Below are 16,291 nucleotides of genomic sequence, written 5' to 3' on the forward strand. Positions count from 1 at the left end.
CCCAACAAAACCTCGTTCTAACAATCATGAATTAAAAACGTATTGCTCATGGTTTATGTCATTATCATTACCTGAAGGAAGCTATTATTCCCATATTAGTTTATCTTGATTACACAAATATAAGCTGCCAACCAATGAGGAAAATTGCTATGTCTGCAAAAATATGGCTAATGTATCCAATCCAAATTGAACGATAATTTAAGTAGCACCATGACCATATAATACCTGCAATAAACACGCCGCAGGAGCATAATGCTGTTGCACGCCAGTCGAAGTAAGCTGCTAAACCAATAATATGGTGAATCGTAAAAAACAGTGCAGACAGTATTACAGCTAAACGACTTGATACTAAAATTTCACACTGACGATAAACAAACCAACGCCAGACAAATTCCTCAAGCAAAGAGTTAATAAATATCCAATATCCTGCACCTAGTAAATAAATATTAAAGCTACTGAATCCAACTAGCCTTGCTCGTTCTCGAACATATTCAGTATCAATCCACCGCCAGCCCAATAGCCAATAAACAGTTAAGATAACAAATAACATTATTAATCCTAATCCAACTCCAGCCAGCAAGTCGGATCTTTTAGGATATTGAATTTTTAAAGCATTTTTATCGACAAAAGACAACCAAATAACTGGAAATAATAGAAGCCATACTTTTGATAGTAAAGCTACTAAGTATCCTTCTAATCCGGGTAGGAAGTACAATTGGGTTGCAACACCAATACTTGGAGCTGGCACGAGCAGCATCAGTGCTAGTAATGCCTTTTTGTCTAAGGTTATTTGGAGCATATTAAAAATTTAACCTATCAGAAATTTAGCCTATCAGAAATTTAGAACAAACAGTATTTAAAACAGCCCAAAAATGAACGATAAAATCACTCCTAAGATTGAATTAGGGTAGTTAATATGTTTATTAATCATTGGAATTTTAATGTTATATTTATATAAAATAATATCCATGCAAATTGCCTAAATAAGCTAAATGAAGACTAACAATAAACATTCCAAACCTGCCCCAATTAACATGGCTATTTTGTACCAGAATTAATCAACATTACAGCTAACCCAATAATTACTCTTGGTATGAAGCTAGAGACTGCTGCGAAACATCCAGTAGATATGGCAAGTAGTTTTTGGCTTTAGGTAAACTTAACTATGTTGTGATGTAAAGCAGTAGTGCAAAAGAAATTGTGCCGCACAATCTACTAATAATTACTGTGGTAAATATGCATAAAAATATTTGCATTAAGGGATTAAAACTAGGGATATAAATCTTTAGAAACATTGTATTGCAACTAATTAAATAAGGTAATTGATTAGGTTGACACTCTTGTAAGTGGATACTTTTTAAAAGGATATATCTCTTAAAAATCAATCTAATTACCTGCTTGCTTATGTGACACTCGTTGTTTTGGCATAGGGTTGTTGTATCTAAATTAGTCTTAACAATAACCAAGGTTAATATTTCAGCATTCACCCAATCAAGAATGAGTTTAATGGAATAAGGGATAGTGCCCAAGATAGTGATTGTTCTCACCACCGTACCAAGAAAAATGTTGTGTGTGATGTCACTCTTTGATGGTAAGTGTGAGCAATGACGCATTTACCCGAACATCACCTCAGAACGAATAATTGGTATTTGAAAAAGTAGTGCTAATGTACTACAAGACTGGTAATATAGTATTTTACTAAGCACCGATTAGCCTAACTTTCTAATGCTTCACTCTGCTTGCAAGTGAGAAAAATAGTTCACATAGATATGGATGCGTTTTACGCATCGGTGGAACAGAGGGACAACCCTAGCTACCGAGGTAAACCGTTAGTAGTCGGTGGCAGTCCGAATCAGCGAGGTGTGGTTGCAGCAGCCAGTTATGAAGCCCGTAAGTTTGGCATTTATTCCGCAATGCCTTCAGTAACCGCTTTTGCGAAATGTCCTGGGCTTATCTTTGTCAGACCGAGATTCGATGTTTACCGAGATATTTCCACTTCAATCCACGCCATATTCAAACGTTACACTGATTTAGTGGAAGGGGTTGCGCTAGATGAAGCATATCTTGACGTTACTGAGAATAAGCAAAACATCACCTACGCTTCAACTATTGCAAGACACATTAAAACTGCGATTTTCCAGGAAAATAAGCTGACAGCAACCGCAGGCGTGTCGATTAACAAGTTTCTTGCAAAAATGGCATCAGGTCAAAATAAACCCAATGGACTAACAGTGATTTTGCCAGAGGATGCGATCGCATTTGTAGAGCAGCTAGCGATTGAGAAGTTCCACGGCATTGGAGAAGTTACGGCGGCGAAGATGCACTCACTCGGCATTCACACTGGCGCAGATTTGAAAGAGCGATCGCTCCTGGAGCTAACACACCACTTTGGTAAAGCAGGTAATTATTACTATAAGATTGCCAGGGCAGAAGATGACCGCCCAGTTGAAGCAAATCGAGTTCGCAAGTCCATTGGTGCAGAAACCTCATTTGCACAAGACTTAAGCGATATCAGCCAGATGTTGCAAGAAATCGAGCAGATTGCCTCCCTTGTAGAGCAACGGCTACAGCAGCATGAAACGCGAGGACGCACATTAACTCTAAAAGTCAAGTTTTCTGATTATCAGCGTTTAACCCGTAGTAAGACAATGCTTGCTCCCATCAGTGAACTATCTACGATTTTTGAGATAGCCAAAGCGCTGTTTGAGTCAATTGAACTGGAGAATCGTAGTATTAGGTTGCTGGGTATTTCCTTATCCAACCTGGATAATGCCAAAAAAAACCAAGTAATTCAATTGCCATTATTCCAAAATGCAGGCATTACATTTTAGCGTAGGCTAGCAAGAACCGCAGGCATAGTGCTGTTTAAATACTGACTGGGAGCTATGCGGTTTCGTCAGATCCAGTAAAAAACAAGCGATCGCTAAATCATTTTCCCAGTAGTATAAATAGATTTATACTTTTTAAGCAGTATTAACACTTAAAAAGGAAAGATGAGTTTGAGTCATAACTTGCAAGACTCTCTTTTTTGAGCCAAAAAAAGCTAGGATTCCCTTTGAGCAAGAATTTAGAGATAGGGATTATCTACGCTTAATGGAAAAAAATATATGTGCAACTTTAGATTTGAGTAAATCATTATCCGACTTTTCTTCGCAGGTAACAAAATATTTAGAATTGACGAACATCACGGAATGGAATGGGAAAATTCTTAAAGAAAGAGAAGAAAAAATTAGAGAAATTGCACTTATTTTAGCTGGACAGTGTATTGCAATTTTGTTGTATAACCTCTCCCAATCTCAGTCAGCTAATCAAACAGCTATGATTCAAACAAGAAGCTGGTGGGATACTACTATGCAAAAACATGGTTATAGAAAACGCCAAATCTTAACAGTTGGAAACGTTTTATTCACTCTAAAATTACCATATATGGTAATAAAAAAGTCAACAAAGACCACAAATAAAATGTCTCCTCAGGGGTTTTATCCCCTGTTAAAGTGGTTGGGGATGTCAGAAGGATTAACCCCATTAGTATGGTCAATGGTTGCTCAATATGGTGCAATTACTAGCTCATTTGAAGCCGCCTGCACAACTTTAACTGGTTGGGGAATTGATCTTAGTTTAAAACGAATTGAGCGTTTGACATACAAATTTGGTCAAACTGGCATCAACTTACGGCAATCTAAAATATTAAATCGGCAAATGGGCATTTTACCTGAAGGTAATATTCTTAAAGACCAAAGAGTTGTTATAGCTGTAGATGGTGGTCGGAGTCGAATCCGAATTAATAAAAAGGGAAGAAAAAATTCCAAAACCAAGCGACACGGGTTTATCGGCAAATGGGTTGAGCCAAAGTTATTCACAATTTATGTTGTTGATGAGCAAGGTAAAAAAATAAATAGTTCTGAAATTCCTATTACGAATGATGGCACTTATGAAGGATATAAAGCGCTTTTGGAGATTTTAGAAGCGTATTTAGTTGACTTGGGAATTAGTCAAGCAAAACAAGTCTTATTAATTGGGGATGGAGCGGAGTGGATCTGGATACATATCCCCCCACTTTTGACAAGATTAGGATGCCCAGCAGAAACTTATCAGCTATTCGATTTCTATCATGTTACGGAAAATATAAAAGTATTTGCAGACGCGGCTTTTAATGAAGAAGTACAGTCTAAAGAATGGTTTATAAAAGTTAGAAAAAGTTTAAAAAAAGGTAAAGCTAAATCCTTAATTAGCCAGATGGATGAGTTGATTGCTGTAGCTACTGGAGAGCGGTGTAAGATTATGGTAGTTAAGCGAAATTATATTTTAGATGCTTATCGTAAAGGGCGTTTAAATTACGATAAAGCAATAAATAAAAAACTACCTATTGGCAGTGGCGCGATTGAGAGTTTAATCCGCCAAGTTGTAAATTTAAGAATCAAAGGAAACAGTAAATTCTGGTTGAAAGAAAATGCAGAAATTATGTTACATCTGCGTTGTCAGTGGATAGCTAAAAGTTGGGATAATTTTTGTACTTCCATCTTTAATTCCTTTATCAAACCAGAAACCGCTTGATAAATTTTATACTTTACTTCTACTCTCAACTTATGATTTGGTTTAATTAACACTAAGTATAAAAGACTAATTGTAGATATTTTTGTTAACAATCGTCAAATAGCTTGCTATTAATCTTTTTGAGATATCTCATCAAGGTGAATTCTCGTGGCTATCAGCACATATTTAGTAAATAAAGTCACTTCTTACTTAGATTTTATTTTTGCGATCGCTTGTTTTCTACTGGATCTGACAAACCTGTTATCAGTAGAATCATCTACTACTTGATATTTAACTTTTCGTGAATCGCATTTTTACAAGCCCAAAGAAAGATGGAACCATAAACCCCCGATCTTTACCCCTGTCTGGACAAATCTGCAGATTCGTTTCTAAACATTCTTTATCTCCCGTAAATAAGCGAGTCTTAGAGGTGTAAATAAATCTATTGTCTGGATGATTAGCAATTCTTATGAAATTATGTAGTATCCAGTGCTACATACAAACAAAATTACATAGGAAAATAAAATTTCAATAAAAATGTCACTAGATTTTAAGTTAAATGTTTGTTCTTCAGTGCATACTACATGTATTATTAGCTATATATAAATAAGATTAAAATTGCATTAAAATTTCATAACCACATTGCAGTAGTGACACATAAGGAATATTTGTTATTAGCTGTAAATACTATCAGATTATTTTTTGGGAAGATTTACAGCTATAGTTCGCCCAAAAATGATATAAAAATCCTCCACAGAATTGCGGTTTAGACGACATAAAATAATATCACATCGTCTTCATGCCGGGATTGGAATAATTTACAAACTGAATCGAAAAAAACTGGAATGCTACTTGTCCTAAGTGTGGCACAAAAAGCCATAATTTACATCAAAATCATCGACATATTGTTAAAGACTTACCCTTTGGAGAAGCCAGTATTTTTAGAAATAAATAGGCTCAATTCAAATGTAGAAAATGTCAAAAGCCATTTAGTGAATATCTAGATTTTGAAGGAAGAAAAGAACTTATACAAAACGGCTTGCACAAAGACCATCAAGAAGTTTTAGAAAATGACATACACAGCGTAGCATCCAAAGGTATCGTTACAACAGAAGAGATCGAACGTATGTTAAAAGATGCATCTGAGGATTTCACCCAATTTAAAACCTTTGAATTTAAAGGACTTGGACTTGATGAGATAGCTCTGATTAGGGACAAGTGGAATTACTGTGCAGTATTATTACATTTAGTTCATCTAAACTAATTACGATTTTAAACGGTCGCACACAAGAAATAATCAAAGAAAACCCTTATGGAATGGGGCACTAAGCTGTTAGAGCAAATAAAAGAGGTAAGTATAGATTTGTGGCGAGGGTATAAAAACCTAGTGTTAAATTATGCCATTCGATGCTGTTCCAAAGATAGGGAAAACTAAAACAGACAGTTTCTCTTTCCCCAAAACTTAATTATCTGCGCCGTTTAGGTTTACTCTTATTGCGCTCATACTCAGCAATAATATCCTTGGTCTGTTGTGGAAGAATCACACTTTTATTGTTAAATCGCATTTGATATACCAGATAACAGGGACTTTTGGGATCAGGACAGGAAAGATTTGTTGGCAGATTAATGATTGTTACTCCTGCAAAAGTCGCAGAAGCTAACATGGCAGAGCCAAAAAAGAAAATACCAGAGCGGCCAGAACCGAACCAACCACCGAGCCAAAAAACAAGTCCTTTGAACTGTTCAAAGCGTTTTTGACGAAGTTTTTGACGTTCTAGTTGTGCTTCGTTCCATGCCTGTATTTTTTCCAGCTTGTGGGCAGCTAATTTATTGGCTTTAGCATCGGAGGCTTTTTCGACTTGAATATCAATAGTGCGTTCTTTGGCTGCAATTTCTTGTTTTAATCGGTATTCGTTCCATTCTCTAATGCGTTGGGCGACAGCATCGGCGTGGGCGAAGAAGATGGTAAGGGTGTCGTCTCCCAAGTCACTCCAGATAACTGTAGCCTCTGCTGCTTTTTTTCGGCGATTCTCGCCATGATTCTTTCTTCTAATTGAGCGAAGAGGTTATTTTCAGAATCGCTCTGTTGTAATTTCAGTGCAACATTTTTAAGGTAAAGTGATTGAACTAACTCTGGGGCTTCTTCAGCCTGAGCAGCAGTAATTTTATCAATCAAGCTAGATAAATCTTCTCTTGCCGCTACAGCTTTTTCACTAACATTCTCAATCACTGCATCTAATTTTAATTGTTGAAAATTTTCGCTTTTACCTAGAGTTGTTAAGCTGGCTGCAACTTCTTCAAAGGATTTGTTTTGCTCTTTTATTGATTTGTAGGTTTCAAGAAAGCGTTCGCACTCATCTGGGCTATACTCATCTTGCTCAGATAGTCCGCAGACTTGGAGAATTATTAAAGCCTGAGAAAGTGCGATTTTATAGCCTCTTTCACGAGCAATAACTAGTAATTCAGTGATATCTAATGGTAATTGGCCTTTCTTCCCTTGTTTTTTCCCTCCATTCTTCGTTGACGACGAGGAATTGCCCTGAGTTTCTGACAGTGCATTGTCAACAATTGGAGATAATAGAGCCATTACTTCCTCATCATTTCTACCCTGCTCAATTAAGGTGCGACATTCACGAAACCTGTCTGCATCATTCTCGGTATATGACTCTTTTTCAGGTATCCCACTCAAGCGTAAAGTCCGGCTAATTTCTGATGGTGAAAGGTCGTTAAAAAGTTCTTGTGGTTGATACATAATCATGCACTCCTAGTTAAAAAGCTTGAAACGACATATTTGCGTTCACTGAAAAAGATGCTCAGAAAGGAGCAATGCGTCAAATCAATTCAAAAAATGGTCAGTCCTAAAAAGGATTTAACCAGTCAGTTCCCGACTCCGATTCTTCTGGTACAGGAGTTCTGGCTATTTGTAATGGTTCTTTGACTGAAGTCCTGGATATTGGTAATGGTGATGATTGTATTAGTTGTAGTGGCTGTGATTGATTAGAGGCTACTGCAATCATCGGCGTTCCTTGAGGCGGGATTTCTCCCAGCAGTCCCATCAAATATGAAGAGTGGAGTTGAAGGCGGTAAAGACAAGCACGAATGTGTGGCTCTAAATCCACTGATTGATCCACAGCTTGATAAGCTAAAGGAAGCCAATAGCTGCTAATCGCAATCATCGCCATATCTTTAGCAGGATAAAGAGTATTCCTGGAATTTAGATACTTAATTACCACGGCTTCGGAACTATCAGCCTTAACTCTACTTCGTAAGCGAAACTCAACATCTGAAAACATTCTAATATTCCTCTCTTCACGAGCAAATTACTATTACGAATTACGAATTACGAAATGTAGCGTGTTGGTAACGAAACAATCCATATACATCAGTAAAACGCAAGCACAAGGCATCTTTTTTAATCGGCAGGTTAAAAGCCAAACGTACATCCTCTGATAATTCTGCTGCCCATGAAATGTCGGTATGAGGAAACAAATTTTTCAACTCCGAGCTTAAATATTCCGACGTTCCACCACCAATAATGACTTGCTCAATATGGGCAGGAATATTAATTTTGAGCCAAGTGGATACCTTTTCCCAGTATTCTTTACGAGATAAGTCAGCCACTTCAATAATTTGTGCTATCTCCTCAACCTGAAAATCAGACTTTTTGCTCCGAGCCAAAGGTTTGCAGTATCTCGGTTTCAATGTCGGGCCTGATAGATGGACAGCCTTTAACAGATCGTGTAAGTTTTGCCCTGATGTTCGGCTTTTGATTCTCTCCAGCATCCACGCCAAGCCCAATCCTTCCGTTTTTCCAGTTGAAATACCACGCTCAAAGATTACGGCTGATATATCCCGAAAACCCAGCATCACCACAGCAATGTTCACTTTATTAAAATCTGTGCCAAGTTTTTTACTTCGCGTCAATATCAGTCCCCCACCTTCGGGTAAGCACTGAAAGTTAATCAGATTTATACAAAATTGTTTCCCTCGAAAGCTAAAGCTAGACAGTGCCTTAGTTAAACCCCTCTCCAATCTTTCTCTATCTTCCCACTCTCCATAAGGCAATAGCAGTCCCAAGGATAAATCAAAGTTTGCCTTCAAAGAATCTCTAATCGCTATTGCCCCCACTGCTGCCAAAGTTTTTGGAATCGCATTCTCATACTTGAGTTCTAAAAAATTGATTCGCGCTTCAAAATACTTTTGTGCCAAAAACCCAACCGCATAATATTCTTCGTTGTACTCTATCCACGCTTCATTCTCTGGATTGGGCCGATTCATTTGCCCAGACTCATATAAATCCAACGAATCTTTGGAAATCTTAATTAACTCTGGTTCCATACACAGCAATTCTGACTTGTACGAAATCTCCGAGAGAACACGATAAACCATCTTCGTCATTGAAGTTCCCGGATCAAGACTCAACATTAAATCCACAAGAAAAATTCTCCCTGTTTTTGACCCTTTTTTTGTCTATCTAATTGATAATTACTCTCAACTTGAACCGCCCAAACCGTGATTTTTTCCACATTTACAAAGAAAGATTACAGTTTTGGCAATACTCTTTGACTTTCCATGAATTCGTGCATCTGATAGAAAATCTCCACAAAATCCCTCAATTCCCAATAATCACCAATTACATTCAACATCTCCCAATATCTAAACAATATCTCCCAAATCTCTAATTCATTTCTTACCTTTTCAACTATTCAACATCATCTAGTCACAAAATTCTCATTAGCTTAATATTTTCCAACAATTCCTAAGACTTCCCAAGACTTCCTAGCACTTCCTGATACTTCCCAATTTTCTCAAGGATTCTCCCAATTATCTAGTAATTAGCTTCAAGAACCACAACCCCTGTAATCCATCTTTTTCTGACGCACAGTACGCCATATTTGGCGGAAAGAATGCTCTAGTTTTTGCTATATTAAATGACAGGAGAGTTTGGGAAATAAAATTTTGTTTTGGTCAAAGTCTCACGAAAAAATTTTCATTCGTCATCAAGCACTACGAAGTTTAATGACGGGGATTGATTTTGACTTCAATACTTATTGCAAGGGTGATTATCTTGCAATAAGAGAAAATAATCAGAATTTCTTGACGAGAGTAGGTCGTACTAACAGATGGAATAGAACAAGGATTAACTTTTGTAACCCCCATAGCAGAGGTGAGCCATGCTAACAGCTGCTAACGTGTCCTCAGAGATGGCGGTGAACTACTTCATCAAGAATTACTATCACCAAGGAAAGTCGCTTTGGAGTGGTCAAGGTGCTGAAAAATTGGGGTTGTCAGGGGCAGTCGATGACGAAGACGCTTTTAAAAATATCATTGAGGGGCTTACGCCTGATGGTCGTGAGGTATTGAATGCCAGAGTAGTCAAAGAAAAGGGGAAAGGAGAACGCAGAGCCGCATTAGACTGTACATTTTCAGCGCCCAAAAGTGTAAGCTTGATGGCATTGGTAGGTGGGGATACTCGTTTGATTGATGCTCACCATCAGGCGCTAAAAGGAACTCTGGAGCTAATAGAGCAGCGTTATGCCTATACCAGAGTGACAGATAATAGCGGCAGACATAGAGTTAAGACTGGTAACTTGGTCGTCGCGCAGTTCGATCACATCGAAAGTCGGGATTTAGACCCACATCTGCACACCCATTGTTTGCTGATGAACATGACCCAAACTCCAGATGGTAGGTGGTTGAGTTTGGGCAATAATGAAATATTCGCCAATAAGAAATTCTTGGGGATGGCGTATCAAAGTTATCTGGCGCGTGAAGTCCTCAAACTTGGGTATGAAATAGAATTTCGTTTACATGGGCAGTTTGATATAAAAGGGTTTAAATTCGAGGATTTAGAGGCATTTTCTAAGCGGCGACAGCAAATCATCGCCTCATCTGGTGCTAATTCGACTTGGGCCGAACGTGAAAAAATTTGGGATGATACCCGCCAGCGCAAGCAGAAACTACCAGAATCAGAATTAGTTGCATTGTGGAAAGAAGAAGCTGCGGCGTTAGGTATCACGTTTGTCAAGCCAGGAGAACCAAGAAAAGAACAGGCTCCTCTTGTGGTTGAGCAAAAAAGTCTGATTGATGCGTTAGATGATGCGATCGCACATTGCAGTGAGAGAAATGTCGCTTTTAGACAAGAGGATTTAGAAAAATTCATCCTAGAATCACGTTTAGCTACGGATGTAAAAGCGATTGCACCCCTGATTAGAGAACACCAGGAGTTAATCGGCTTGCCAGGTTTAACTCATCAATTTACAACGATGACAGCAGTCCGGCGGGAGTTGGCGACAATAGAGTTAATGCAGCAGACACAAGGCAACGTTAACCCAATTTCGCACCCGGAAGTAGTTGAAAGCCTTTTGGAGAATACTTTACTGAACAAAGGGCAACGGGAAGCGGTAGAATTAGCTGCAACTACATCTGACCAATTCATTGCATGGCAGGGAGTAGCTGGTGCTGGGAAAACTTTTGCTCTTAAAGAACTCAAAGCGATCGCAAGGGATGCCGGCTACACTATTATTGGCTTCGCCCCTAGTTCCTCTGCTGCTAAGGTTTTGAGCGAAGAGTTAAAAATTCAGTCTGAGACTGTTGCTCGATTACTGGTTTCGGAACCACCACCACAGATTGAACCAAATCAAATCTGGGTTGTGGATGAAGCGGGTTTACTCAGTGCAAAAGATGCTCATGCACTTTTACAAAGAGCAACCTTACTTCAAGCTAGGGTAATTTTAGTTGGTGACACTCGGCAGTTGTCAGCAGTAGAAGCCGGTAATCCCTTCAAATCGTTGCAACAGGCAGGAATTAAAACCGCACACCTCAATGAATCGTTGCGTCAGAAAAACCCGCAGCTAAAATTAGCAGTAGATTTGATTGCTGATGGCAGGATTGAAGCAGGATTTGAACGACTAGAAGCCAACGGTTCCATACTTCAAGTAGATAGTTTTTCCAAAATAGAGCAGATCGCCAATGATTATATAGTAGGGACACCAGAGCAACGACTCAAAACTCTTGTGTTAGCTGGAACAAATACAGAAAGACTTGCCCTTACCCAAGCGATTCGAGACAAGCTCAAGGGTGAAGGGACTTTGGGAGAAACTGCAACCATCACCCAATTGCAAACCAAAAATCTGACAAAAGTACAGATGCGGTTTGCCCATAACTTTGAAATTGGTGATGTGATCATGCCCACACGGGACTATAAACGTCGGGGGCTGGAGAAAGGCAAACTGTATGAAGTGGTTGGTCAAACTACTGACAAGTTGACCCTAATTCGTGATAATGGTCAGGTAATGGATGTAGACACGGCTTTTGAGAAAGCGGTTTACCAGAGTCACCAGATTGAAATTGCCGTGGGCGATCGCCTGCAATGGAAGAAAAACGATCGGCAATTGGGACGACGTAACGGACAGGAGTTTACTGTAACAGGGATCGACCTGAACATAGTCCAGATTAAATATGCTGATGAGCGTACTGAATGCATTAGTTTGGCACAGGCGCAAAACTTAGACTATGCCCTTGTGAGTACAACATATAGTAGTCAGGGGAAAACTGCGGATCGGGTGTTAATTTCGGCAGATTTCACTATTGGACAGGAAAGTTTTTATGTTGCTGCCAGCCGTGCAAGGCATGAATTAAAAATTTACACCGAAGATCCAACGCGATTGGTAGAGTTGGCGCAACAGTCGAAAGCCAAAGAGAATGCTTTGGAATTGCTACGAAAACAAATTCAGAAATCGACGATTGAGCAGCACCAAGCAATAACTATAAATATAAGTGCCCCTTTTGAGAAGCCAGTACTAAAACAAGAGACGACAGTATCTACTCCAAATGTCGGGCCAATTGTGAAATCAGTCGCATCTAGCCGGACAACAAGCCATGATTCATCAATAAAAGTACCGAAAGTCTTGCCCGTCTTGAAAGAGACACCAAATTATAATACTCTTGAATCGGTTTTCTCTAAGCCAGTACTGAAATCTCCTGTCCCCACAGAACCATTCTGGACACCCAATCAGACTGAAAAAATACCTAATTTTATTGAACCAAAATACTGGCAAGAGTTTGAATCAAGTGCCATTCATCCTAATATTACAGCGTTGAACTTTGAGAGTCTTCAGTTTAACTATGCAGGTGGTGAGCATGAAGCCTGGGAACGGCTCATGGTCAGCGAAAAGCTGAATCGAACAAATACAGGACGGCTAACAGATGGTTTTATAAGGGCATATTCGCATCTTGATGCTGGTGGCTGGTGGTGTGATGCTGGAGTTGATGCGCGTTCATTCGCTGACTTAAAGCCAGGTGAGAAACCGCCGATTAAAAGATGGGGATGTTACAAGCCAAATCAACCAAGACACAAAAAAGATGAGAATAATCAAATAATTGAAGGGAAATTCATCAAATATGAGCATCCCCCAAAAGTTGAATTAAGTATCTTCTTGCTAGATGTCCCTGACGATATTGCCGAACGCATTTACTCCAAACACAAGGTGAACCCCAGTGATAGCGATCGCCAGTCAGGATTTTGGTACTGTGTCTGGAAACATAATATCCCCTGTGCGATCGCAGAAGGCGCGAAAAAAGCAGCCAGTCTGTTGAGTCAGGGTCACGCTGCCATTGGGCTACCTGGGATTTCGGCGGGATACCGAACTCCCAAAGATGAGTTTGGTAAAAAAATCGGTAAGTCTTACCTACATGAGGAATTAGCGGTTTTCGCCACACAAGGGAGAGTTTTCAAGTTCTGCTTTGACTACGAAACCAAGCCTGAAACTAAGCTCCATATCGAGCGAGATATTTCCGTGACTGGAAGATTGTTACAAGAAGCTGGAGCAAGAGTAAAAGTCATCAACTTGCCAGGCCCAGACAAAGGTGTTGATGATTTCATCGCCGCAAGTGGGCCACTCGCTTACGAGAAATTGAGTCATCTTGCTCCAACCTTTCGGGACTGGCAACAGCAGAATCAGCATTCAAAGACTGCGGCTTTTCCACCTTTGCGTAAGCCGATACCAGAACAACGTTCTATACAACTTGAGGGAACAGGCAACAGGGAACGGGCAACAGGGAATGACAAATTGGATCTCTTACCAACACACAGGGAAGAGGAAATAGAAAAAACTGTTGCCTGTTCCCCATTGCCTGTTCCCTATCTTTTACAAAATAAACCACAGGTACAAACCCATGACTTTAACCAACGACAACAACCTAACTCAGATACAGTTCCTAACCGAGAAGATAGAGCAATTGAACAAGAATTTCGAGCAGTTACAAACCAACAGCCAGCAATTGACCCAGAAAATCGAGTTCTTAGAAACGAGCCAAGCCGAGAACCTAATCGAAATGAGCGCGAATCAGTCGAACTTCTTGCAGCAATTAACCGAGATGCTGAACTCGAAAAAGTCTTCGAGCATGGAGACGATATTGCAGGAATTAACCAAAGCTCTACAGATGATGGGCTTCGAGGTCAACGAACAGAGAAACTCTCAAGACAAGTTAACGGACAAAATTCAACAATTTTTAATAGAGAAGCAAGTTATGTCCATTCTTCACAACCAGCCACCAGACAACTCTTAAATACAATCTCCGATTATGTTGAGCAATCAGCTATTGAGTCTGCTTTAACCCAAACAGTATTAGGGCTAACAGAACAACTTTCTCAATCTCATCAACAACTTGTCATTGCTAAAAGTACATTCAATGAGTTTGAAACAGCATTGACGGCTGAGTTGCAATCTTATGCAGAAAATAAAGCTATTCTGTCAATCTCTGATTATGTTGAGCAATCAGCTATCGAGTCTGCTTTAACCCAAGCAGTATTAGGATTGACAGAACAACTTTCTCAATCTCATCAACAAGTTGTTAATGCTAAAAGTACATTCAATGAGTTTGAAACAGCATTGACAGCTGAGTTGCAATCCCATGCAGAAAAGAGGGCTATTTTATCAATCTCTGATTATATTGAGCAATCAGCTATCGAGTCTGCTTTAAACCAATCAGTATTAGGATTGACAGAGCAACTTTCTCAATCTCATCAACAACTTCTTGCATCTAAGACTACATTCAATGACTTTGAAACAGCCTTGACTCAAGAGTTAAAACCTCATGCAGAAAAAGGAGCTATTTTATCAATCTCTGATTATGTTGAGCAATCAGCTATCGAGTCTGCTTTAAACCAAGCAGTATTAGGGTTAACAAAACAACTTTCTCAATCTCATCAACAACTTGTTGCTGCTAAAAGTACATTCAATGACTTTGAAACAGCCTTGACTCAAGAGTTAAAATCTCATGCAGAAAAAGGAGCTATTTTATCAATCTCTGATTATATTGAGCAATCAGCTATCGAGTCTGCTTTAAACCAAGCAGTATTAGGGTTAACAAAACAACTTTCTCAATCTCATCAACAACTTGTTACTGCTAAAAATACATTCAGTGATTTTGAAACAGCCTTGACTCAAGAGTTACAATCTCATGCAGAGAAGAAAGCCATTCTGTCAATCTCTGATTATATTGAGCAATCATCTGTCGAGTCTGCTTTAACCCAAACAATATTAAGCTTAACAGAGCAACTTTCTCGATCTCATCAGCAGTTAGTTGAAGCTCAAACTGTATTTAATGACTTTGATGAAGCGGTTACGGCTGAGTTGCAATCTCATGCACAAAACAAAGCCATTCTGTCAATCTCTGATTATGTTGAGCAATCAGCTATTGAGTCTGCTTTAAACCAAGCAGTATTAGGGCTAACAGAACAACTTTCTCAATCTCATCAACAACTTGTCATTGCTAAAAGTACATTCAATGAGTTTGAAATAGCATTGACGGCTGAGTTGCAATCTCATGCACAAAACAAAGCCATTCTGTCAATCTCTGATTATGTTGAGCAATCAGCTATTGAGTCTGCTTTAAACCAAGCAGTATTAGGATTGACAGAACAACTTTCTCAATCTCATCAACAACTTGTCATTGCTAAAAGTACATTCAATGAGTTTGAAATAGCATTGACAGCTGAGTTGCAATCTCATGCACAAAACAAAGCCATTCTGTCAATCTCTGATTATGTTGAGCAATCAGCTATCGAGTCTGCTTTGACCCAAACAATATTAGGATTGACAGAGCAACTTTCTCAATCTCATCAACAACTTGTTGCTGCTAAAAGTACATTCAATGAGTTTGAAATAGCATTGACGGCTGAGTTTCAATCTCATGCACAAAACAAAGCCATTCTGTCAATCTCTGATTATATTGAACAATCAGCTATCGAGTCTGCTTTGACCCAAACAATATTAGGATTAACAGAACAACTTTCTCAGTCTCATCAACAACTTGTTACTGCTAAAAGTACATTCAATGACTTTGAAACAGCATTGACAACTGAGTTGCAATCTCATGTAGAGAAGAGAGCTATTTTATCCACCTCTAACTCTGTTGAGCAATCAGCTACTGAGTCAACCTTAGCTAAAACATTACTAGCAGAATTAAAGTTGCATCTCAAACAGATGATTCAGGGTTTAGATATTGAAAGATTGGCAGAAGTAGTTATGGAAGTAGGAAAATATGTCAAAGGTGAAAAGGTAGCAGGAGCAAAGGTCAGCGAGTTGTTTACGAGTGTTACAACTGATGCAAAAGTATTGACTTTTGAGGAGAAAATGAACATCGTTAGGCAACTGATTAGAGATGACAAACCATCGATTCTGAAGAGATTGAAAATAAACCCTCAACAATCAGATGATAACGGGGAGCATCTACAGTTTCGACGCTAACTTAT

At 39.0% G+C, this 16,291-nt stretch carries 8 protein-coding genes; 3 read left to right on the forward strand and 5 right to left on the reverse strand.

The genetic code is table 11. The features are described 5' to 3' along the window. Positions 1-109: 109 nt before the first annotated feature. Positions 110-799, reverse strand: a complete 690-nt coding sequence (locus FD724_RS39615) for a CPBP family intramembrane glutamic endopeptidase (RefSeq protein WP_179075838.1) — start codon at positions 797-799, stop codon at positions 110-112. Between the two features lie 940 nt (positions 800-1,739). Between FD724_RS39615 and dinB the strand changes: the two genes are divergently transcribed. Further along, entirely contained in the window at positions 1,740-2,831 is a 1,092-nt protein-coding gene (gene dinB, locus FD724_RS39620; protein ID WP_179077001.1) for a DNA polymerase IV, read from the forward strand. 262 nt (positions 2,832-3,093) lie between these two features. Next, entirely contained in the window at positions 3,094-4,554 is a 1,461-nt protein-coding gene (locus FD724_RS39625; RefSeq protein ID WP_179077002.1) for an ISLre2 family transposase, read from the forward strand. Between the two features lie 1,445 nt (positions 4,555-5,999). Here the strand turns inward: FD724_RS39625 and FD724_RS39635 are convergent. The 4 genes from FD724_RS39635 to FD724_RS39650 all read right to left on the reverse strand — a co-directional run bounded on the left by FD724_RS39635 (position 6,000) and on the right by FD724_RS39650 (position 8,958). Next, on the reverse strand, positions 6,000-6,518 hold the full coding sequence (locus FD724_RS39635; RefSeq protein ID WP_179076606.1) for a hypothetical protein: 519 nt from the start codon (positions 6,516-6,518) through the stop codon (positions 6,000-6,002). Next, positions 6,434-7,285 (reverse strand): hypothetical protein, encoded by an 852-nt coding sequence (locus FD724_RS39640; RefSeq protein WP_179076607.1) that lies wholly within the window; start codon positions 7,283-7,285, stop codon positions 6,434-6,436. The genes FD724_RS39635 and FD724_RS39640 overlap by 85 nt, the downstream gene beginning before the upstream one ends. A 106-nt stretch (positions 7,286-7,391) precedes the next feature. After that, positions 7,392-7,826, reverse strand: coding sequence for a hypothetical protein (locus FD724_RS39645; RefSeq protein ID WP_179076608.1), 435 nt, complete (start codon positions 7,824-7,826; stop codon positions 7,392-7,394). 40 nt (positions 7,827-7,866) lie between these two features. Beyond that, positions 7,867-8,958: a ParM/StbA family protein gene (locus tag FD724_RS39650; protein WP_256874819.1), complete on the reverse strand. Its 1,092-nt coding sequence runs from the start codon at positions 8,956-8,958 to the stop codon at positions 7,867-7,869. A 749-nt stretch (positions 8,959-9,707) separates the two neighbouring features. Here FD724_RS39650 and mobF point away from each other — a divergent pair. After that, complete coding sequence (mobF, locus tag FD724_RS41610; protein WP_256874815.1) at positions 9,708-16,286, forward strand: MobF family relaxase; 6,579 nt, start codon at positions 9,708-9,710, stop codon at positions 16,284-16,286. Positions 16,287-16,291 lie beyond the last annotated feature (5 nt).

Source organism: Nostoc sp. C057 (assembly GCF_013393925.1).
GTDB lineage: Bacteria > Cyanobacteriota > Cyanobacteriia > Cyanobacteriales > Nostocaceae > Nostoc > Nostoc muscorum_A.

Bases quoted from the DNA above. Each gene is read 5' to 3' on its own strand.
- FD724_RS39645 (WP_179076608.1), bottom strand. From the start codon at position 7,826: ATGTTTTCAGATGTTGAGTTTCGCTTACGAAGTAGAGTTAAGGCTGAT.
- FD724_RS39640 (WP_179076607.1), bottom strand. From the start codon at position 7,285: ATGTATCAACCACAAGAACTTTTTAACGACCTTTCACCATCAGAAATT.
- FD724_RS39615 (WP_179075838.1), bottom strand. From the start codon at position 799: ATGCTCCAAATAACCTTAGACAAAAAGGCATTACTAGCACTGATGCTG.
- FD724_RS39650 (WP_256874819.1), bottom strand. From the start codon at position 8,958: ATGTTGAGTCTTGATCCGGGAACTTCAATGACGAAGATGGTTTATCGT.
- mobF (WP_256874815.1), top strand. From the start codon at position 9,708: ATGCTAACAGCTGCTAACGTGTCCTCAGAGATGGCGGTGAACTACTTC.
- FD724_RS39625 (WP_179077002.1), top strand. From the start codon at position 3,094: ATGGAAAAAAATATATGTGCAACTTTAGATTTGAGTAAATCATTATCC.